Origin of the sequence: Streptosporangium sp. LJ11, assembly GCF_051918945.1 — a bacterium.
Taxonomy (GTDB): domain Bacteria; phylum Actinomycetota; class Actinomycetes; order Streptosporangiales; family Streptosporangiaceae; genus Streptosporangium.
Genome location: NZ_JBPXMB010000009.1, coordinates 167,799 through 188,190, shown reverse-complemented (window position 1 = coordinate 188,190; position 20,392 = coordinate 167,799). Strand labels below are relative to the sequence as shown.

Below are 20,392 nucleotides of genomic sequence, written 5' to 3'. Positions count from 1 at the left end.
GGGGATCCGACGGAAGAGGTCAGGCGGGAGGGACGAATCCGCCGGGTGTGGGGCCGGGCTCCCGCGTGGAGGGCCCGGCCGCGGGCGGCGGGGGCGCCGGGTGCGGCGGGTCCACCGGGGGAGGCAGCGGGATCCGCGGTTGCGGCGGCAGGTGGTCGGGCCGGGCCTGAGGCCGGGGCACCGACCCGGGAGGCGCGTACGGCCCGTCCCCGTTCCCCGGGGCCCCCGGGGGCGCGTACGGCCCGTCCCCGTTCCCCGGAGGCGCGTACGGCGGGGGCGGCACGGCCGGGTAGGGCTGGAGGGACGGCGGGTGAGCCCGGTGGGGCGGCGGCGCGCCGTGGCCGGACCACCGCTGACCGGACCCCTGCTCGCCGGGCCGCTGCCGGTCGTGCCACTGCTGGGCCAGACGCGCCTGCTCGCGGCGGCGGCGCTCGGCCAGCACGGCGGTCAGGTAGGCGAACGGCGGCACGCCGGGCGGGGCGGGCGGGGACACGAAGGCCGACATCTCGGTGGCGATGCGCACGCCCATCTCGTGCTGGACGGCGGGGGCCAGGTCGTGCCAGCGCATGAGGTACTGTCTCGCGGTGGCCGCGACCTGCTCGGGCAGCCGTGACAGCTCCAGCGTCGCCGCCCACGGTGCGAGTGGTGGCGGCATGTCCAGCGGCGGCCCGTACTGCCGCGGGACGCGTTCGGAGATCACCATGGTGCCGGAGAAGACGTCGCCGAGCCGCTTGCCCTTCTCCGAGATCAGCGAGCTGATCAGCGCGGGGGCGCCGCTGAGCATCCAGAACTCCAGGACCCCCGCCAGCCCGCGGAACAGGGCCTGCCGGAACCGCTCGGGGCCGCCGTCGTCGCTGACGACCCGGAGCCCCAACGCGAGCTTGCCCAGGCTGCGCCCGCGCGTGAGCGTCTCGAAGATCACCGGGTAGCCGACGACCACGAGCACGGTGAGCACGATGTAGACCATCGTCGTCAGCGCCGAATCGTTCAGGAATCCCAGGCTGCCGACCAGCAGGGAGGCGCCGAACAGCGTCACGACCTGGACCGTCATGTCGATCAGCAGCGCCGCGGCCCTGCTCGGAAGCTGGGCGACACGGACCTCGACGACGACGGCCTCGCCGGTTACGACATCGGACACAATCAGCACCCTACCTTCGACTGGATAGGCTGCCCGCGTGGACATCGACGCCTTCGTCACCGCGCACCGGCCCGCCTGGGACCGTCTCGAGGACCTGGTCCGGCGGCGCGGCTCGCTGGACGGCGCCGAGGTCGACGAGCTGGTCGACCTCTACCAGCGGGTCGCCACGCACCTCTCCCTCGTCCGATCGGCCTCCGCCGACCCGATCCTGGTGGGCCGCCTGTCGGCGCTCGTCGCCCGCGCCCGCTCCGCCGTGACCGGGGCGCACACCCCGGCCTGGCGGGAGTTCGTCCGCTTCTTCACGGTCTCCTTCCCGGTGGTCGCCTACCGGGCCCGCTGGTGGTGGCTGGCCACGAGCGTCGCATTCCTGCTGGTCTCCACGGTCGTCGCCGTCTGGGTGGGGCAGAACCCCGACGTCCAAGGGGCGATCGCCACCCCCGAGGAGATCACCCAGCTCGTCGAACACGACTTCGCCGACTACTACTCGGAGAACCCGGCGACCTCCTTCGCCGGGCAGGTCTGGGTCAACAACGCCTGGGTCTCGATGCAGGTCATCATCATGTCGATCTTTCTGGGCCTGCCGATCCCGTACGTCCTGTGGGAGAACGCGCTCAACGTGGCCGTCTCCGCCGGGCTGATGGCCTCGCGCGGCAAGCTCGACATCTTCTTCGGGCTGATCACCCCGCACGGCCTGCTGGAGCTCACCGCGGTGTTCCTAGCCGCGGCCGTCGGCATGCGCCTCGGCTGGACGGTCGTCGACCCCGGCCCGCGCAGGCGTGCCGAGGCCCTGGCCGAGCAGGGCAGGGCCGTGATGAGCGTGGCCCTCGGTCTGGTCGTGGTGCTGCTCGTCTCGGGGCTCATCGAGGGCCTCGTCACCCCCTCGGGGCTGCCCACCTGGGCGCGAATCGGCATCGGGGTGGTCGCGGAGGCCGCCTTCCTCGCCTACGTGATCTTCTTCGGCCGCCGGGCCGTGGCCGCGGGCGAGAGCGGCGACGTGGAGCGCGCCCCCGACCTGGCCCCCAGCGCCGGCTGAGCACCCCCACCTCACAGCCGCCCGGCCGTGCCCGGCGTCGGCCGGCCGAGCGCCACGCGGCTCAGAGTCACACGGTCACTCCCCACGACGGCTGAGCGCCACGCGGCTCAGAGCCGCCCGGCCGCCTTCAGCGCCAGGTAGGCGTCGGCCAGGGCCGGGGCGATCTGCTCGGGGGCGGTGTCCACGACCTCCACGCCCTGGCGGCGCAGCAGGGCGGTGATCCTGCGCCGTCCCGCGCTCAGGTGCTCGGCCGCCGCCGCGCCGTAGACCAGCTCGGAGGTGCCGCGCCCGGCGGCCATCTCGGCCACCTGCGGGTCGGAGACGGCGGCCAGGAGCACCAGGTGCCGCGAGGAGAGGCGAGGCAGGACCGGCAGAAGGCCCTCCTCCAGCGCCGCCGGGTTGAGGTCGGTCAGCACGACGACCAGGCAGCGCCGCCTGGCCCGCGACATGACGGCCGCGACCATCCCCGCGGAGTCGGCCTCGACCAGCTCGGCCTCGATCGGGGCCATGGTGTTGACCAGCGACGACAGCAGCTCCGTGCGGCCGGTGCCGGACACCCAGGCGCGCACCCCCCGGTCGTGGGCCATGAAGTCGACCCGGTCGCCCGCGCGGGAGGCCAGGGCGGCCAGCAGCAGCGCCGCGTCCATCGACCAGTCCAGGCGGGGCCAGCCTGGCACGACCCGCGACCGCCCGCGCCCGGCGGTCCCCGGCACCTCGCCGGCCAGCGGGATCGGGGCGGTGCCCACCCGGCCGGCCGAGGTGCGCCCGGTGTCGAGCACGATCAGCACCCGGCGGTCGCGCTCGGGCCGCCAGGTGCGGACCACGACGTCGTTGCGGCGCGCGGTGGCCCGCCAGTCGATCGAGCGGACGTCGTCACCCACCACGTACTCCCGCAGCGAGTCGAACTCGGTGCCCTGCCCCCGGATCATCGACGGGTGCCGGCCCTCCAGCTCCCTGAGTCTGGACAGCTTGGCGGGCAGGTGCTTGCGGCTGAGGAAGGGCGGCAGCACCCGGACCGACCAGGGCACCCGGTGCGAGCCCTGGCGGGCCGCCACGCCCAGCGGGCCTAGTGACCGCACCGTCACCGTGACCGCCTCGCGGTCGCCCCTGCGGGTGGGAGTGAGCGTCGTGACCAGCCGGCGGCGCTCGCCCGGGGGCACGTCCAGCGGCAGGTGCCGGGGCGTGGCGCCGGCGGACGGCGGCCAGGCGTCCCTGAGCACGCCGCGCGCCCGGCGGGGGCCGGGGTTCTCCACGATCAGCTCGACCGCGACCGACTCGCCGAGCCGTACCAGCCGCTCGCCCGAGCGGGTGAAGCGCAGCGGGCGCACGCTCCCGGCCAGCAGCAGGTCGACCACGACCAGCGCCACGATCAGCAGTGCCACCCCGGCCACGGCCGGCCCCGGCCGGGGGGCGAGCAGCACGGCCAGGGTGCCCAGCAGTGCCAGCAGCGCGGCCCGTCCCGTCAGCGCCATGGTCAGCGGGGGACGGGGACGGAGGCGAGGACGGCGTCGATGAGGCCGTCGGCGGTCGCGCCCTCCAGCTCGGCCTCGGGACGTATCTGGATCCGGTGCCGCATCGCGGGCCTGGCCAGCGCCTTGACGTCGTCGGGCGTCACGTAGGCGCGGCCGGACAGCCACGCCCAGGCCCGCGCCCCGGCCAGCAGCGCGGTGGCGCCGCGCGGGGAGACGCCGAGCTGGAGCGAGGGCGACTGGCGGGTGGCCCTGGCGATGTCCACGATGTAGCCGAGCACCTCGGGGCCCACGTGCACCTGGCCGACCGCCGAGCGTCCCGCGGCGAGGTCGGCGGCGGTGGCCACGGCCTTGACGTACGACAGGTCTCGCGGGTCGAAGCCGAGCGCGTGCCGCTCCAGCACCGCGATCTCCTGGTCGCGGGGCGGCAGCGGGACGGTCAGCTTGAGCAGGAACCGGTCGAGCTGCGCCTCGGGCAGCTGGTAGGTGCCCTCGTACTCGACGGGGTTCTGGGTGGCGGCCACGATGAACGGGTCGGGCAGCCCGCGCGCCGACCCCTCCACGCTGACCTGGCGCTCCTCCATCGCCTCCAGCAGCGCGGCCTGCGTCTTCGGGGGCGTGCGGTTGATCTCGTCGGCGAGCAGGAGGTTGGTGAAGACCGGCCCCTCGCGGAACTCGAACTCCGACGTCTTCGCGTCGTAGACCAGCGAGCCGGTGATGTCGCCCGGCATGAGGTCGGGGGTGAACTGCACCCGCTTGAAATCGAGGGAGAGAGCCGCCGCCAGCGTCCTGACGAGCAGGGTCTTGGCGACGCCGGGCACGCCCTCGAGCAGCACGTGTCCCCGGCAGAGCAGCGCGATCACCAGCCCGGTGACCACGGCGTCCTGGCCGACGACCGCCTTGGAGACCTCGGCGCGCAGGGCTCCCAGCGCCTCCCTGGCGCGGTCCGCGCCCTGCGCGGCGGGCAGTACGGCGGATGCGCCGGGCGCGGTCCTGACGACGGAGGTCGCCTCGGCGGGACCGCCGTTCCCCGGTGGTGTGGTCACGACTTTCCGACCTGCCTTTCCACGATGTCCATGTATTCGGCCAGGGCTACCAGCCCCGCCTCGTCGACCGGCGGCGGTCCGTACAGGGCGGCGCCCACGTGCGACGCCGCCTGGCCGGTCCGCTCGGCGATCGCGTTCACCAGCGCGTCGGGTCCCGTCCCCGAGGGCAGCCCGAGGCGGGGGGTGACCCGGTCGGCGAAGCCCGCCCGCAACGCCGCGGCGGCCCGGTCGCGGGCCCGCCGCGCGCGGTAGAGCCTGGCACGTCCCTCGACGGTCTCGGCCGCCCGCACGACGACGGGCAGCCGCTCGGCCACCACGGGGCCGAGCCTGCGGCCCCGCCAGAGTGCCAGCAGCAGCACCGCGACGAGTACCTGTACCACGGCCCATTTGACCCCCTCGGGGACCAGGTCGTAGAAGCCCGCCTTGCCGCCGCCGCCCGCGGGGGAGGCGGTCTCGGGGGCGGTCAGCCAGATCAGGGTGGGCCGCCCGCCGGCGAGGTTCGTCGCCAGCGCGGCGTTGCCGTCCTCGGCGAGCCGCAGGTTGGTCATGAACTGCCCGTCGCCCGCGACGGTGACCGTCCGGCCCGCGCCGCTGTGGGAGACCAGGGTGGGCACCCCGTTCGCGGGGTAGCAGCCGATCGACCCGGGAGGCGGGGTGAGGGCCACGCCGCCGGCGTAGGCGCTGCCCGCCCTCGCCGCGGCCGGCAGCCCGCACCGGGGCTCGCGGGAGCGCGCCCGCGCCTCCCGCATCGGGACCACTCCCGGCGCGAGCACGTCCAGGTGGGTTCGCACGCCCGCCACCAGCAGGTCCGAGGGCAGCGCGGCGAGGCGTTCCGCCTCGTCCTCGTCGAGCGGGAAGTCCGGGCTCACCAGCAGGGTGCTGCCCGCGGGACCCGCCTGCCCGGCCAGCGCCGCGGCCTCGGAGACCGAGGTGACCCGCTCGATCCGCACGCCCCGCGCCTGCAGCAGCCTGGCCAGGCCCTTGCCTCCCGACAGCGAGGTGCCGGCGGGGTCGAGGGTGCTGCCCGGCCCGCCGGAGCCGCCGAGCAGCACGCCGGCGACGGCGACGGCGACCACGAGGAGCGCCACCAGGAGGGCGCCCCTGCCGCCGCGCCAGAGGCCGGCGGCGGTCGGCGAGGTGGAGGTCGTCGCGGAGTCCCGCGAGCCGGTCCGCCCGGAGGTCCCGGGGACGGCCTCGGCGGAGGCCTCGGGGGCGGTGGATCCCCGCTGTCCGGGCGCGGCGGGGTTCATGGCGCGTCCGCCCGTACGACGGGCGCCGGGCGGGCCGCGCGCAGGTGATCGTCGAGGTCGCGCATGATCCCGTACGCCTCGGGCGTGCCGGGCACCTCGCCGTAGGTCACGTCGTCGAACACCCGGGCCGCGGAGGCCAGCTCGGCGGCGAGCGCGGGCAGCGCGCGACCGGCCTCGACGGCCAGCTCACCGGCGGTACGGCCCGGCGTGGAGTCGATGATCACGCGATCCTCCAGATCGCGGGCGACGGCCCGGAGCCGCTCGCGGACCGCCTCGGCCCACCGGCTCTCCGCCGCCAGCCGCTCGGCGGCCTCGCGGTGCTCGGCGGCGGTGAGGCGGCGGTCTCCGAAGATCCCCTCCGCGCGGGAGGCGCCGCCCCCGGCGGTCCTGCGGGCGATCAGGAGCAGCGCGACGACGATCCCGATCACGATCACCAGGAGGGCCGCCCGCGCCGCCACGCTGCCGGCGGCGCCCAGGGACTCCTGGTCGAGCAGGTCGCCGAGGAACTGGTTGACGCTCCGCCAGAGGCGGTCGACCAGGGACTCCTTGGCGTACTCGGGTCTGAGCAGCTCCTGGATCGCCTGGCGCCGCGCCTCTTCGCGCTCGACGTCGATCGGGGACGTCAGGAGTGGGACCACGGGGCTCCCTGGTCGGGGGACCCGTGCCGGGTGGGGCCTCCGGGCGTGACGGAGGGATCCCACAGGTCGTCGGCCGACGCGTGGACCCATCCCTGCCGCCGCTGCTCGATCGCCGCGGTCTGGAGCACCAGGTCGAAAGCCTCGGAGCGCATCCGCCGGTCGGCGTAGAGCAGGCCGTTCACCCCCGCCTGGAAGGGATAGGTGATCATGGAGCCGAGGGTGACGCCCACGGCGATGAGGACCGCCGAGGCGATCTGCGCGCCGGTGGAGCCCCCGCCGAGGATGGCGAAGAAACTTCCGCCCAGGACGAAGGGGAAGGCGAGCACCTGGCCGACCAGGAAGGCGATGATCTGGGTGAGGATCATGATGCCGAGCGTCCGCCAGAAGCCGCCCGAGACCAGGTGCCAGGACCTGCGCAGGGAGTCGACGACGCCGCGCCGCTCCAGCACCGCGGCCGCCGGGGCGAGCAGCAGCCGGGTGGTGACGAAGAAGGCGTAGACCACGTAGGCCAGCAGCGCCACCACGCCCACGACCGCCACCGCGGAGACCCCGGCCCCGGCCGCGCCGAGAGCGAGGAACAGGCCGATGATCAGGGCCATCGGGACGAGCAGGATCACGAGGTTGACGACGACCAGCCCGAACAGGGTGGGCACCCGGTTGCGGGTCAGCGTCCAGGCCTCGCCGGCCGTCATCTTGCCGCCGAACACCGCGCGGCCCAGGATGCGGGTCAGCACGCCGGTCAGCAGCGTCACCGCGACGAACTGGACCGCGAAGGAGAGCAGGCTGCCGCCGTACTGGGTGAGGAAACTCGCCTCGGGAGGGGCCGCCGCCGGGTTCTCCACGATCGGGGCGAGAGAGGTGAGCATGATCGCCTGCCCGACCGCCAGGGGGATCGCGCCCAGCGCGGCGGCGATCGCCGACAGGCCCAGGACGCTTTTGGGGTTGGAGCGCATCAGCTTGATCGCGCCGTCGAGGATGTCGCCCAGGCCGAGCGGGCGCAGCGGGATGATGCCGGGGCGCATCGCGGGGGGCGGCGCGCTCGCGCCGTAGGGGCCCTGCTGGTACGGCTGCTGGTACGGCTGCTGGTACGGCGCCTGGCCGTAGGGCTGCCCGGGGCCCGGCGGAGGGCCCGGCGGGAACCCCTGGGGCGGGCCCTGGGGAGTGCCGGACGCCGGTCCGGGCGCGGTCCACGGCGATCCCGGGGCGTTTCCGTACGGCGGAGGTTGGTTGGACGCCCAGCCGGGGGGCGTGTCGGGAGCGCCGGGAGTGGAGCCGTGACCGTCTGACATATCCCAATCCTGACATGTGGACCCGCCATCCGTGGTGATCGGGCGATCACGCGAACGTTTCATCCTTCCCGAGAGCGGCGGAGATGGCGGAGGGATGGCCGAGACGCCTTGGTTTACCGCAGACTGTGACCGTGGTCATCACCGCCCGGCGTCCGCAGTCGCCGGGGCCGGCGGCGGCCGTGGGGGGGCACCACTGCGCGTTTCACGTTGCGTGCGCTTAAAATTCGTCATTTGGACGCCCGGTCGTCGACCGGTGTCATCCAGTAGGCGGACAAGGGTAATCTTCGACGATCGAGCGGTTTATCCCAATAACTCCCGAACTGCGTAAACCGAATGAGGGGCCATGAAAGGACGCGTGCTGGTCGTCGACGACGACGCCGCTCTCGCCGAGATGCTCGGTATCGTGCTGCGCGGGGAGGGCTTCGAACCCTCCTTCGTCTCCGACGGTGACAAGGCGCTCGACGCGTTCCGCGACACCCGGCCGGACCTGGTCCTGCTCGACCTGATGCTGCCCGGTGCCGACGGGATCGACGTCTGCCGGCGCATCAGGGCCGAGTCCGGGGTGCCGATCGTCATGCTGACGGCCAAGAGCGACACCATCGACGTGGTGCTCGGGCTGGAGTCGGGGGCCGACGACTACATCGTCAAGCCCTTCAAGCCCAAGGAGCTCGTCGCCAGGGTCCGCGCCCGGTTGCGCCGCACCGACGAGCCGACGCCGGAGATCCTGCAGATCGGCGACATCACGATCGACGTCGCCGGGCACTCGGTCAAGCGGGAGGAGGAGACCATCAACCTCACCCCGCTGGAGTTCGACCTGCTGGTCGCCCTCGCCAGGAAGCCGCGCCAGGTCTTCACCCGCGAGGTCCTGCTCGAACAGGTCTGGGGCTACCGCCACGCGGCCGACACCCGCCTGGTCAACGTGCACGTCCAGCGGCTCCGGGCGAAGATCGAGAAGGACCCCGAGCACCCCGAGATCGTCGTGACGGTCCGCGGGGTCGGCTACAAGGCCGGACCGGCCTAGCCGCCGACCTCCCCCGGACCCCGAGATGCCTCCCGCACCGAAGAAACGCCGTCGCACCCCGCGCCAGCTGCTGCGGGGTGTGCGGCGCCGCACCCGGCGCGTGGCCGGCCGGGCGCGCCGCGTCTTCTGGCGTTCGCTCCAGCTGCGCGTGGTCACCAGCACGATGGTCATCTCCATCGTGGTCGTCGCCGTGCTCGGCGTCTTCCTCATGCAGCAGATCATCAGGACCACCCTGGAGACCAGGGAGAGTGCGGCCAAGAGTGAGGCGCAGGCCGACAGGAACGCGGTGCTCGGTTATCTCAGCCAGCCGGCGGCCGAGGCCGCCAAGCAGCCCGTCGAGCCCGGCCAGGCGCCGCAGGCGGCGGGAGGCAGCCCGCTCGGTCAGGCCACGGAGGCGCTCGCGCGGCGCGCGGGCTCGGCCAGCCGCTACTCGGTGATCATCCGGAACGAGGCGCTGCCCGGGGCGTTCTACGGGACCACGGACATCGACCCCCGCAGCATCCCGCCCAGGCAGCGCGAGGAGCTGTTCAAGAAGGAGGCGGGCGAGGACAGCACCTGGTACACCCCGCTGTACTACAAGGGGCAGCCCGAGCAGCCGGTGCCCGGAATGATCATCGGCACCCGCCTCGACTCGTCGTACGAGATCTACCACCTGGTCCCGCTGGACAGGGAGGAGCAGACTCTCGCCTCGGTGCAGCAAATGATCATCCTCGTCGGCGCCGGGCTCGTACTGCTGCTGGCCGCGATCTCCTCCCTGGTCACCCGCCAGGTCGTCACGCCGGTGCGGCTGGCCAGGCAGGCCGCCGAGCGGCTCGCCGCCGGACGCCTGGACGAGCGGCTGAAGGTGCGGGGAGAGGACGACCTGGCCCGCCTGGCCACCTCCTTCAACGAGATGGCAGCCAACCTGGCATTGAAGATCCATCAGCTGGAGGAGCTCTCCCAGGTGCAGCGCCAGTTCGTCTCGGACGTCTCGCACGAGCTGCGCACCCCGCTGACCACCGTGCGGATGGCCGCCGACCTGCTCTTCGACGCCCGCGAGGACTTCGACCCGATGGCGGCCAGGTCGGCCGAGCTGATGCAGAACCAGCTCAACCGGTTCGAGGCGATGCTCGCCGACCTCCTGGAGATCAGCCGCTACGACGCGGGCGCGGCCGACCTCGACGTCGACCCGGTGGACGTCAGGGACGTGGTGCTCCGCGCCGTCGCCGACTCCGAGGCGCTGGCCGAGCGCCACTCCACCCGCTTCGACCTGCGCCTTCCCGGCGAGCCGTGCATGGCGGAGATGGACAGCCGCCGGGTCGAGCGCATCCTGCGCAACCTGCTGTTCAACGCGATCGAGCACGGCGAGGGCCGCGACGTCATCGTCTCGGTCGCCGCCGACAGGGACGCGGTGGCGGTGGCCGTACGGGACCACGGGGTGGGATTGAAACCCGGCGAGGAGAACCTGGTGTTCGACCGGTTCTGGCGGGCCGACCCGTCCCGGGCGCGCACGATCGGCGGCACGGGCCTGGGGCTGGCCATCTCCCGCGAGGACGCCATCCTGCACGGCGGCTGGCTCCAGGCGTGGGGCTCGCACGGCGAGGGGTCGCAGTTCCGGCTCTCGCTGCCCAGGGTGGCCGGGGCGGTGCTCAGGGGCTCGCCCCTGCCGCTCGTACCCCCGGAGGTCGAGATGCGACGCACGTGGCGAGGGCACGTGACGCCGGTGCTGTCGCCGGCGGTGGCCGACGGGGGACGCGATGCGGACTAGAACCGAACGGGCGCGACGCCGGCCGGAGCCGGCGAGGGGCGCCGCGCGGCCCGGGATCCGCGAGGCGCGGTACGGGCCGGTGCCGGGAGGAGGCGCGGCGCGGTCCCGGACCGACGGGAGGCGACACGGGCGCGGGCCGGTGCTGAGGGCGGGCGCGCGGAACGCGGGGACGGTGCTCCTGGCGATCGCCCTGGTCTACGGGATGACCGCCTGTTCGGTCATCCCCACCGGCGGCAAGTCCGTCGTCGCGGTGGACAACGAGCGCAAGGGCAGCCCGCTGGGCGACCCGTACGCGCGGGTCATCGCCATGCCGCCGAAGGCCGGCTGGTCGCCCGAGGAGGTCGTCACCGGCTTCCGCGCGGCCATGGCGAGCCCCGACGACCCCGACTTCCAGGTGGCCCGCAAATACCTCACCGGCGACTTCGCCGCCAAGTGGAACCCGCGCAGCGGCGTCACGGTCTACCGGCAGGGCGACTACGAGAAGTTCGCTCCCCTCACGGATGAGGACAAGCAGGCTCAGGTCACACTTAAGGGCACCAAAACCGCCATCATTGACCAGGATGGTCGATACCGTCCGAGCGGTGGCCCGCTGAACCAGCCCTTCACGCTCGCCAGGGGAGCCGACGGCCAGTGGCGCATCAGCATGGCCCCCGACGGCCTCCTGCTGTCCGAGGCCGACGTCGCCCGCGGCTACCTGCCCGTGGACCTGTACTTCCTCGACTCCCAGTGGAAGGGGTTGGTGGTCGACCAGGTACGGGTGCCGATCGACCCGGGCTCCAACTTCGCCAAGACGACGGTCGAGCGGCTGCTGCGGGGGCCGAGCAGCTCCCTCAAGGACGCGGTGCGCACCGCCTTCACCGACACCGAGCTCATCGACGTCACCATCGAGAACAACAGGGTCGTCGTCGACCTCACCAGGCGGGTGGACTCCGATCTGATCGACCCGATGTCGGCCCAGCTCGCCGCGACCCTCGCCGCGCTCACCAAGGGCGGCTGGGGCTTCGAGGTCAAGGTGAACGGCGAGCCGTACTATCCCGACGCGCCCCTCCAGATCGACGCCCAGGAGCAGTCGAACTTCGACCCCTGGACGACCCCCGACGCCGTCCACCCGTTCTATCTCGCCGACGGCGCGCTGCGGCTGCTGGACAAGGAGAACGTCGGACGGATCGTGCCGGGCAGGGCCGGCCAGAAGGGGGTCGGGCTCACCCGCCCCGCGATCAGCGGCCAGCCCCTGCAGCAGGTGGCGGCCCTCTCCGAGGGGGACAGGAGCGTCTCCGTCGCGCCGCTCGCCGCGGGCGGCGAGTGGCGGGTGTGGGCCACGGGGGTCTCCCTCGCCCCGCCGGCCTGGGACCGCTACCACACGCTCTGGACGGTCGACCGGCCCAACGATCACACCTCGGTCATCACCCGGCACGACGGCGACAACAAGCACCGGTACCGGGTGTCCGCCCCCGACCTGGAGACGTTCTACATCGAGTCGCTCAAGGTCGCGCGGGACGGCGTGCACGTCGCGGTGGTCGTCAGGGACGGGCTGGGCGAGCAGGTCCAGGTCGGCACCGTCATCGGGAATCGGGAGAGCACCCGCATCGCCAACCTCCAGACCGTGGTCGACACCGACGGCAACCGGACGATCAAGGACATCGCCTGGAAGGACGGCAAGACCCTGTACGCGCTCACCGGCAAGTCGGAGCTGCTCGAGGCCTCGGTCACCGCCGAGCCCAAGTCCCTGCCCTTCGACTCGCGGATCGAGAGCATCACCGCCCTGGACGGCACCCTGCTCGCCGGGGCCAGGGACGAGCAGGGCGACCGGCAGGTCCTGTTCTGGAACTCCACCAAGTGGGAGCCGCTGATCAAGAACGAGACCGGGACCACGGACTTCACCGAGAACGGCCCCTCCTCCCCGGCCTTCCCCCTGGGCTGAACCCGGCGGGCTCGCCGGTGCGTGGCCTTCGCCCTGGGTCGAGGCGTTCTCCGGGGAGGGCCACCCCGGCACCGGGCGGGGCCGGCCGCCGCCTCCCCACGGGCACCGAACCCCCCTCCGGTACTCTGGACTGGGCTTTTTGTCGGTGCCATCTGAAACCTTGGATCCGTGACGATCGCCATGCTCGACCTGATCCTGCCGCCCCGCTGCGCCGGATGCGACGCGCCGGGCGCCCTCGTCTGTCCCCGATGCGCGGCGGAGCTTCATGGAGCGCCCGCCCTCCGGATGCCCGACCCCGTCCCGCCCGGCCTGCCCGAGTGCTGGTCGGCGGCCGAATACACCCCCGCCGTGCGGCGGGCGATCATCGCCTACAAGGAGCGCGGTCGCACGGCCCTCGCTCCTCCCCTGGCCGGGGCCCTCGCCCTCGCGGTCGCCACGGCGGTCGGCGAGCGGCCGGTGCTGCTGGTGCCGGTGCCCAGTGCACGGCCGGCCCTGAGGCGCCGCGGGCACGATCCGGTGGCCCGGCTCGCGGGGCTGGCGGCCGGTTACCTCCGCCAGGCCGGCTGGCCCGCGAGCGTGGCGAGGGTTCTCTCCCAGCGCCGCCGCGTCGCCGACCAGGCGGGGCTGAGCTCCCTCCAGCGGGCCGCGAATCTGTCCACCGCCTTCACGGTCACGGTCGGTCGCAACGCGCCCGTGCCGCGCTCCTGGGGCGGTACGGAGGCGATTGTGCTGGTCGACGACATCGTCACCACCGGTGCGACGCTCGCGGAGGCCGCCAGGGCGATGCGCGAGGCGGGGGTGACGCCGTCCCTCGCCGCCACGGTCGCCGCGACACGCCGAAGATCCAAAACTGGCGACCGTGACGGAGGGTGAGAACGCGCCCCGGTTCCGGCCTCACCCGGAAGCCACACCTCACTGTCCCGCGGTGCTTTCCGGCTGTTCAACGAACGCGAGAAGCCCTCGCCTGTGATGTCGCTCACCCGCGGGCGCAAGGGACCAGGGGGCCGGCCACCCGGCTGTGAATTACGCAAAGTGATCCTTTGGCCGATCGTCAGGCTGACATTCGGCCAGGATGCGGATAGCGTCTGAGCCATGGCACCCGCTCGGGTCCGTGGTTGCACCGGACCGACCTCCGCGAGGAGGCCGGCCCGGCTAGCCGATGCCAGCCGCAGGCCAAACGGTCCACGTAAGACGACTTTTCGTCGATCGATCACGGTGCGGCTTAGAGGTAAGTCCTGCCTTCCCAAGGAGCCAGATGTTCCTTGCCAGAAGAGAAGGGCATGTAGTGGCAAAGAGCTGCGAAACCCTCAGCAGGCGGATGTGGGGACGAAGACCAGGTCGGCCGAGCGGGTGCCGCAATACCACCGTCGAGATTCGAAGGGGGGCTGTGCATGGAGATCATCGTCAAGGGTCGGCACACCGGAGTGAGTGACCGATTCCGTGACCACGTGAACACCAAGCTGGCCAGGATCGAGCGTTTGGACCACAAGCTCATTCGCGTTGACGTGGAGGTGTCCAAGGAACGTAATCCCCGTATCGTCGACCAGCGAGAGCGAGTCGAGCTCACGATCCATTCACGTGGTCCCGCGGTCCGGGCGGAGGCTTCGGCCGACGACCGTTTCGCCGCCCTTGACATCGCACTCGGCAAACTCGAGGGACGGCTGCGGCGTCTCGCCGATCGCAGGAAGATCCATCACGGAAACCACTGCCCTCCGTCGGTCGCGGAGCTGACGGCCACCGCGCTCGCCGAATCGTTCGAGAGCGCCCCGGCCGACCTGCTCACCGAACAGTCGCCGGCCGAGTCCCAGGCCGAGGCCGATGTTCCAGAGGACGAGACCATCATCCCGATCCAGATGGATGGAGACGGGCCGCTGATGGTCAGGGAGAAGTTCCACGAGGCCGATCCGATCACGATCGATCAGGCACTTCTTGAGATGGAACTGGTGGGACACGATTTCTATCTCTTCCGTGACAAGGAGAGCGGGCAGCCGAGCGTCGTATACCTCCGACAGGGGTACAACTACGGCGTGCTGCGGCTCGTTGAGCCCTGACGAACGCATTCGAAGATCCTCTCCGACCAACCGAGGACCATGAAACCCGTGTAATCATGGCGGTCCACCGGCTCTGGCCCCCCGAGGAGGAGGCGTGACGGAACCCGACGACGCAACCGGCCCGACCGGACGCGGCGAACCGATCCGCGTGCTGATCGTTGACGATCACGCGCTGATCCGCCGCAGCCTGGAGATGGCGCTGGCAGCGGAGACGGACATCGAGGTTGTCGGCGAGGCGAGCGACGGACAGGAAGCGGTCGAACTCGCCGACCGCCTCACTCCGGATGTCATGCTCATGGACGTCCGGATGCCACGGAGGAGCGGTATCGAGGCCACTCGTGAAATCAAGGCCTCGGTGCCGAGCACGCGGATCATCATGTTGACGGTGAGTGACGAGGAGGAGGATCTCTTCGAGGCGATCAAGGCGGGCGCCACCGGCTACCTGCTGAAGAACGTCCAGCTCGACGAGGTCCCGGAAGCCGTCCGCGGCGTCCACGAAGGACAGTCGCTGATCAACCCGGCTATGGCCGCCAAACTGATCAGCGAGTTCGCCAACATGAGCCGCAAGGAGGCCGAGCGGCCCCCGCAACTCCCCGTTCCACGCCTGACCGAACGGGAGATGGAGGTGCTCCGCCTCGTCGCGAAGGGGATGAACAACCGCGAGATCGCCAAGCAGCTGTTCATCTCGGAGAACACCGTGAAGAACCACGTCAGAAACATCCTGGACAAGCTTCAGCTTCACTCCAGGATGGAGGCGGTGGTCTACGCGGTCCGCGAGCGGATGCTCGAGATCACCTGACACGCGGCCGGTGCGGTGACCGTCCGGCGGTCACCGCACTCCGGCTCGGGACAGGTGTCCCGAGCCGATGTCGCGGACGGGCCTCCCGGCCCGGCGTTCCGGCTCCGGGGGCGGCTCGGCCGGACAGGTCGTCCCGGTTCGGGAAACGACCCGGTCCGGCGGGATCCTTCCCGCTCAGGGAGCGTTCCGGCGCAGGGCGTCCTGGAGAGGGCCGGCCAGGAGGGAATCGACGCGCTCGACCCGGACGGCCTCGCAGCCGACCCAGCTCGCGGCCTCCCAGAGGGCGCCGGCCAGCGATACGGCCCCCCTGCCCGGCGGGACGCCGGGTTCGAGGCTCACCTGGCGGGCCACCAGCGTCGCCCCCTCGCGCGCCGGGTCGATACGCCCGATCAGCCTGCCCCCGGCCAGCACCGGCATCGTGAAGTAACCGTGGACGCGCTTCTCCTTGGGCACGTACGCCTCGAGGCGGTGGTTGAAGCCGAAGACGCGGGCGGTGCGGGCACGGTCCCAGACAAGGGAGTCGAACGGGGAGAGCGGGGTCGTGCGGTGGCGGCCCCTGGGCTCGGTCTCCAGCGCGGCCGGGTCGGCCCAGGCGTCGGCGGCCCGCTCGGGCCACCCGGCGACGCGGACGGGCACCAGCCCGGTGGAACCGTCGAGCAGGCACGCGTCGAGCAGCCGCGCCTCGGGCGCCTTCAGGCGCAGGAAGTCGACGAGGTCGGCGCGGGTGGCCACGCCGAGCGCGACCCCGGCGATCCCGGCGAGGCGGGTGACGCACTCGGCGTCGGAGAGCTCCTCGGCCAGCAGATCCGCGGGGACCGCGCGTTCGGCCAGGTCGTAGACGCGTCGCCAGCCCACCCTGCGCGTGCAGACGACCTCGCCGGTGTCGAGCAGCCACTCAATGGCGATCTTGGAGTCGGACCAGTCCCACCACGGGCCGCCCTTCTTGGCGCCGCCGATGTCGGCGGTGGTGACCGGGCCGCTCTCGCGGACCAGGTTCAGCACCTTGCCGACGCTGTCGGGCACCTCGTGCCAGCGGAACTTCCTGGCGCGGAAATATCTCCGCCTGAAGGCGTACAGGGCCCAGTCGCCGATCGGGAGGATGCAGGCGGCGTGACACCAGTATTCGAAGGCTCGCGCCGGTTCGTCCCAGTAGGCCCGCTCGACCTCCTGCCTGCCGACGGCGCCGAGGCGGGCGTACGCGACCAGCTCGTGGGAGCGGGCCAGCACGGAGATCGTGTCCAGCTGGACGGCCCCGAGGCGGCGCAGGACAGCGGGGGCGCCGCCTCGCCGGGCCTCCGCGCCCAGGAACCCCTGGGCGCGGAGGATCACACGGCGGGCCTCGTCGGAGGAAAGAAAAAGCTGCATGACCGCCCCAGGGGGAGACAACACGTCGTGGGCCGAGGCTAGCGTCTGACACCGACGAAAAGGCTACGCCGGTGTCAGGGTGTCCGTGATCAGGGCGAATTAGGGCAAGTCACGTCGAGCGAGGTGCCCTCGCCGAGTCGGCCGGTCGGTTCGGGAGAAGTGCCTCCGTCGAGCCAGCCTGGCGGCTCGGGAGACCGGTCGGTTCAGGAGAGGTGCCTCCGCCGAGCCGGCCGTTCAGTCCAGGACGCCCTGTCCGCTTCCGCCGCTCATCGAGCGAGGGGCCTCGAGGACGATGTCCTGGAAGACGCGGAAGACCAGCATGAGGATGCCGCCCATGACGCAGACCGCCGCGCCCATCCAGAGGAGGGGCCAGTTCGGGCCCAGGCAGAGGGCGACCCCCGCGATGGTGAAGCCCAGCAGGATGACGGTCACCGCCAGCCAGGACGACGCCCGGCCCCCGTGGCCCCCGGAGCCCTGGTGGACCGCGGGACCGCCGTCACCCCCCTGGCCCTCGTGGGTTCCGCCAGTCGCCTGACGCGCGTCCTCCGCCATCACGGCTCCTCCCTCCAGACACGGCGACGCGCCCGCGCGGATTCATCGCGGACGTGACAAAGAGCGGCATACCCGCTGAAGCTGGTCGTACTCTCTCAAAGAAGCGGGCAAGGAACTCCCTGGGCCACAAGAGCGTCTTTCAGGGTGGCTGTGTCTGGTGGCGGAACCGCCTACGATGGCAGCGGAGAACCATGTCTCGTCCTCAGCCGGGCCGGTCCGGCCGTGGAAGACCTGCGAGGAGCTTTACCTAAAGTGCCAGCCTTTCTCGATAGAATTCTTCGCGCCGGCGAAGGCAAGCTTCTGCGCAAGCTCAAGCGGATCGCCGACCAGGTCAACTCCATTGAAGACGACTTCACGAGCTTGACCGACGCCGAGCTTCGCGCGCTCACCGACGACTACAAGCAGCGCTACGCCGAGGGTGAGTCCCTCGACGACCTGCTTCCCGAGGCCTTCGCCACCGTTCGCGAGGCGTCCCGGCGCGTGCTGGGCAAGCGTCACTTCGACGTGCAGATCATGGGCGGGGCCAACCTGCACATGGGCAACATCTCGGAGATGCGCACCGGTGAGGGCAAGACCCTCACCTGCACGCTGCCCACCTACCTCAACGCCATCTCGGGCAAGGGCGTCCACGTCATCACGGTCAACGACTACCTGGCCAAGCGTGACGGCGACGAGATGGGCCGGATCCATCGCTTCCTCGGTCTCGAGGTCGGCGTGATCCTGGCCAACATGCCGTCCGACGAGCGCCGCAAGCAGTACAACGCCGACATCACGTACGGCACGAACAACGAGTTCGGCTTCGACTACCTGCGTGACAACATGGCGTGGTCGCTCGAGGAGTGCGTCCAGCGCGGCCACCACTTCGCCGTGGTCGACGAGGTCGACTCGATCCTCATCGACGAGGCCAGGACGCCGCTGATCATCTCCGGTCCCGGCGAGCAGTCCGGCAAGTGGTACGCCGAGTTCTCCAAGATCGTCCCCCGGCTCCGCAGGGGCACCGAGGGCAAGGACGGTGAGGAGAACACCGGCGACTACGCCGTCGACGAGAAGAAGCGCACGGTCGGCATCTTCGAGTCCGGCGTGGAGAAGGTCGAGGACTGGCTCGGCATCGAGAACCTCTACAAGCCCGAGCACACCCACCTGGTCGGCTTCCTCAACAACGCGCTGAAGGCCAAGGAGCTCTACAAGAAGGACAAGGACTACATCGTCGTCGACGGCGAGGTCCTGATCGTCGACGAGTTCACCGGTCGCGTCCTGCACGGCCGCCGCTACAACGAGGGCATGCACCAGGCCATCGAGGCGAAGGAAGGCGTCAAGATCAAGGACGAGAACCAGACTCTCGCCACGATCACGCTGCAGAACTACTTCCGCCTCTACGAGACGCTCTCCGGCATGACCGGCACCGCGGCGACCGAGGCCAACGAGTTCCACCAGACCTACAAGCTCGGCGTCGTCCCGATCCCGACGAACCGGCCGATGATCCGCAAGGACCAGGCCGACGTGGTCTACAAGACCGAGGACGCCAAGTTCATGGCGACCGTCGAGGACATCAAGGAGCGCTACGAGCGGGGGCAGCCGGTCCTGGTCGGCACCACGAGCGTCGCCAAGTCCGAGCGCCTCGCCAAGGAGCTCAAGCGCAAGGGCGTCAAGCACGAGGTCCTCAACGCCAAGAACCACGCCCGTGAGGCGGCGATCATCGCCGAGGCGGGCCGCAAGCACGCCGTCACCGTGGCCACCAACATGGCCGGTCGAGGCACCGACATCATGCTCGGCGGCAACCCCGACTTCCGCGCCGACCTGGAGCTGCGCAGCCGCGGCCTCGACCCGGTCGAGACCCCGGAGGAGTACGACAAGGCCTGGGGCGAGGCGCTGGAGAAGGCCAGGGCCGCCGTGCAGGCCGAGCACGACGAGGTCACCGAGCTCGGCGGCCTGTACGTGCTGGGCACCGAGCGGCACGAGTCGCGGCGCATCGACAACCAGCTCCGCGGCCGTTCCGGCCGTCAGGGCGACCCGGGCGAGTCGCGCTTCTACCTCTCGCTCGAGGACGACCTCATGCGCCTGTTCAACTCGGCCAGGGTCGAGATGATCATGACGCGCCTCAACATCCCCGACGACGTCCCGATCGAGTCGGGCATCGTCTCCAAGGCCATCGCCTCCGCCCAGCACCAGGTCGAGCAGCAGAACTTCGAGATTCGCAAGAACGTTCTGAAGTACGACGAGGTCATGAACCGGCAGCGCAAGGTGATCTACGCCGAGCGCCACCGGGTGCTGGAGGGCGCGGACCTGCACGAGCAGATCCGCGGCTTCGTCAACGACGTGATCGACGAGTACATCGCGGGCGCCACCGCCGAGGGCTTCGCCGAGGAGTGGGACCTCGACAAGCTGTGGAAGGCGCTCGGCCAGCTGTACCCCATCAGCATCACCGCCGAACAGCTCATCGAGGAGGCCGGGGGTCGCGAGGAGCTGACCGCCGAGTTCCTCGACGAGCGGATCAAGGCCGACGCGATGGCCGCCTACGACCGTCGCGAAGAGGAGATCAACGCCCAGGCCATGGACCCGGAGGGCATGCGGGTGCTGGAACGCCGCGTCATCCTGTCGGTCCTCGACCGCAAGTGGCGCGAGCACCTCTACGAGATGGACTATCTCCAGGAGGGCATCGGCCTGCGCGCGATGGCCCAGCGTGACCCGCTGATCGAGTACCAGCGCGAGGGCTTCGAGATGTTCTCCCAGATGCTCGAGGGCATCAAGGAGGAGTCGGTCGGCTACCTGTTCAACCTCGAGGTCGAGGTGCAGAGCAACCCGATCGTCGAGGAGCACGACCACTCCGAGGACGCCGCGATCGCGGAGACCCGCTCGATCATCGCTCGCGGCCTGCGCGGCCCGCAGCGTCCCACCGAGCTGGAGTACACGGCTCCGGGCGAGAGCGGCGAGGTGGAGCACACCCGGATCAGCACCAAGGCCGAGCGTGACGCGTACGGCAACGTCGAGCGCAACGCCCCGTGCCCCTGCGGTTCCGGCAAGAAGTACAAGCGCTGCCACGGCGACCCCAAGCACGTCGAGGTCTGACCGTCGC

The 20,392-nt window shown here is 71.4% G+C and carries 16 protein-coding genes; 8 read left to right on the top strand and 8 right to left on the bottom strand.

Features of this window, described 5'->3' with window-relative positions:
- Window positions 1–19 precede the first annotated feature (19 nt).
- A complete protein-coding gene (locus ACTOQ3_RS15755) occupies window positions 20–1,138 on the bottom strand; it encodes an RDD family protein (protein WP_440084116.1) in 1,119 nt (372 codons plus the stop codon).
- Between the two features lie 37 nt (window positions 1,139–1,175).
- On the opposite strand from ACTOQ3_RS15755, the gene ACTOQ3_RS15750 reads away from it, so the two are divergent.
- Window positions 1,176–2,171 carry a stage II sporulation protein M gene (locus ACTOQ3_RS15750; protein WP_440084115.1) on the top strand — a complete coding sequence of 332 codons (996 nt, stop codon included), beginning with the start codon at window positions 1,176–1,178 and terminating at the stop codon, window positions 2,169–2,171.
- 107 nt (window positions 2,172–2,278) lie between these two features.
- Here the strand turns inward: ACTOQ3_RS15750 and ACTOQ3_RS15745 are convergent, their stop codons facing one another.
- From ACTOQ3_RS15745 to ACTOQ3_RS15725, 5 genes are all read right to left on the bottom strand, one after another.
- A complete protein-coding gene (locus ACTOQ3_RS15745) occupies window positions 2,279–3,643 on the bottom strand; it encodes a DUF58 domain-containing protein (RefSeq protein WP_440084114.1) in 1,365 nt (454 codons plus the stop codon).
- Between the two features lie 2 nt (window positions 3,644–3,645).
- A complete protein-coding gene (locus tag ACTOQ3_RS15740; RefSeq protein WP_440084211.1) occupies window positions 3,646–4,608 on the bottom strand; it encodes an AAA family ATPase in 963 nt (320 codons plus the stop codon).
- A gap of 74 nt (window positions 4,609–4,682) precedes the next feature.
- Window positions 4,683–5,936, bottom strand: coding sequence for a DUF4350 domain-containing protein (locus ACTOQ3_RS15735; protein ID WP_440084113.1), 1,254 nt, complete (start codon window positions 5,934–5,936; stop codon window positions 4,683–4,685).
- Window positions 5,933–6,574 carry a DUF4129 domain-containing protein gene (locus ACTOQ3_RS15730; RefSeq protein ID WP_440084112.1) on the bottom strand — a complete coding sequence of 214 codons (642 nt, stop codon included), beginning with the start codon at window positions 6,572–6,574 and terminating at the stop codon, window positions 5,933–5,935. Before ACTOQ3_RS15730 ends, ACTOQ3_RS15735 begins: the two co-directional genes overlap by 4 nt.
- Complete coding sequence (locus ACTOQ3_RS15725; RefSeq protein WP_440084111.1) at window positions 6,559–7,863, bottom strand: hypothetical protein; 1,305 nt, start codon at window positions 7,861–7,863, stop codon at window positions 6,559–6,561. Before ACTOQ3_RS15725 ends, ACTOQ3_RS15730 begins: the two co-directional genes overlap by 16 nt.
- A 343-nt stretch (window positions 7,864–8,206) precedes the next feature.
- Between ACTOQ3_RS15725 and mtrA the strand changes: the two genes are divergently transcribed.
- The 6 genes from mtrA (at window position 8,207) to ACTOQ3_RS15695 (ending at window position 15,402) form a co-directional block, all read left to right on the top strand.
- Window positions 8,207–8,884, top strand: coding sequence for an MtrAB system response regulator MtrA (gene mtrA / locus ACTOQ3_RS15720; RefSeq protein WP_030907316.1), 678 nt, complete (start codon window positions 8,207–8,209; stop codon window positions 8,882–8,884).
- Window positions 8,885–8,909: 25 nt separating this feature from the next.
- Window positions 8,910–10,631: an MtrAB system histidine kinase MtrB gene (gene mtrB / locus ACTOQ3_RS15715; protein ID WP_440084110.1), complete on the top strand. Its 1,722-nt coding sequence runs from the start codon at window positions 8,910–8,912 to the stop codon at window positions 10,629–10,631.
- 139 nt (window positions 10,632–10,770) lie between these two features.
- A complete protein-coding gene (locus tag ACTOQ3_RS15710) occupies window positions 10,771–12,552 on the top strand; it encodes an LpqB family beta-propeller domain-containing protein (protein ID WP_440084109.1) in 1,782 nt (593 codons plus the stop codon).
- A 168-nt stretch (window positions 12,553–12,720) separates the two neighbouring features.
- Window positions 12,721–13,425, top strand: a complete 705-nt coding sequence (locus tag ACTOQ3_RS15705; protein ID WP_440084108.1) for a ComF family protein — start codon at window positions 12,721–12,723, stop codon at window positions 13,423–13,425.
- A 518-nt stretch (window positions 13,426–13,943) separates the two neighbouring features.
- Window positions 13,944–14,603, top strand: coding sequence for a ribosome hibernation-promoting factor, HPF/YfiA family (gene hpf, locus ACTOQ3_RS15700; RefSeq protein ID WP_440084107.1), 660 nt, complete (start codon window positions 13,944–13,946; stop codon window positions 14,601–14,603).
- Between the two features lie 94 nt (window positions 14,604–14,697).
- Window positions 14,698–15,402 carry a response regulator transcription factor gene (locus ACTOQ3_RS15695; RefSeq protein ID WP_329090540.1) on the top strand — a complete coding sequence of 235 codons (705 nt, stop codon included), beginning with the start codon at window positions 14,698–14,700 and terminating at the stop codon, window positions 15,400–15,402.
- Between the two features lie 174 nt (window positions 15,403–15,576).
- Here ACTOQ3_RS15695 and ACTOQ3_RS15690 read toward each other — a convergent pair whose 3' ends face one another.
- Together ACTOQ3_RS15690 and ACTOQ3_RS15685 are read right to left on the bottom strand one after the other, a co-directional pair.
- A complete protein-coding gene (locus ACTOQ3_RS15690; protein WP_440084106.1) occupies window positions 15,577–16,767 on the bottom strand; it encodes a winged helix-turn-helix domain-containing protein in 1,191 nt (396 codons plus the stop codon).
- A gap of 234 nt (window positions 16,768–17,001) precedes the next feature.
- A complete protein-coding gene (locus ACTOQ3_RS15685) occupies window positions 17,002–17,319 on the bottom strand; it encodes an HGxxPAAW family protein (RefSeq protein ID WP_440084105.1) in 318 nt (105 codons plus the stop codon).
- A 252-nt stretch (window positions 17,320–17,571) separates the two neighbouring features.
- Here ACTOQ3_RS15685 and secA point away from each other — a divergent pair, with 252 nt between their 5' ends.
- Window positions 17,572–20,385 (top strand): preprotein translocase subunit SecA, encoded by a 2,814-nt coding sequence (secA, locus tag ACTOQ3_RS15680; protein ID WP_440084104.1) that lies wholly within the window; start codon window positions 17,572–17,574, stop codon window positions 20,383–20,385.
- The last annotated feature ends 7 nt before the right edge of the window (window positions 20,386–20,392 follow it).

Bases quoted from the DNA above. Each gene is read 5' to 3' on its own strand.
- mtrB (WP_440084110.1), top strand. From the start codon at position 8,910: ATGCCTCCCGCACCGAAGAAACGCCGTCGCACCCCGCGCCAGCTGCTG.
- ACTOQ3_RS15745 (WP_440084114.1), bottom strand. From the start codon at position 3,643: ATGGCGCTGACGGGACGGGCCGCGCTGCTGGCACTGCTGGGCACCCTG.
- ACTOQ3_RS15685 (WP_440084105.1), bottom strand. From the start codon at position 17,319: ATGGCGGAGGACGCGCGTCAGGCGACTGGCGGAACCCACGAGGGCCAG.
- hpf (WP_440084107.1), top strand. From the start codon at position 13,944: ATGGAGATCATCGTCAAGGGTCGGCACACCGGAGTGAGTGACCGATTC.
- ACTOQ3_RS15690 (WP_440084106.1), bottom strand. From the start codon at position 16,767: ATGCAGCTTTTTCTTTCCTCCGACGAGGCCCGCCGTGTGATCCTCCGC.
- ACTOQ3_RS15735 (WP_440084113.1), bottom strand. From the start codon at position 5,936: ATGAACCCCGCCGCGCCCGGACAGCGGGGATCCACCGCCCCCGAGGCC.
- mtrA (WP_030907316.1), top strand. From the start codon at position 8,207: ATGAAAGGACGCGTGCTGGTCGTCGACGACGACGCCGCTCTCGCCGAG.
- ACTOQ3_RS15725 (WP_440084111.1), bottom strand. From the start codon at position 7,863: ATGTCAGACGGTCACGGCTCCACTCCCGGCGCTCCCGACACGCCCCCC.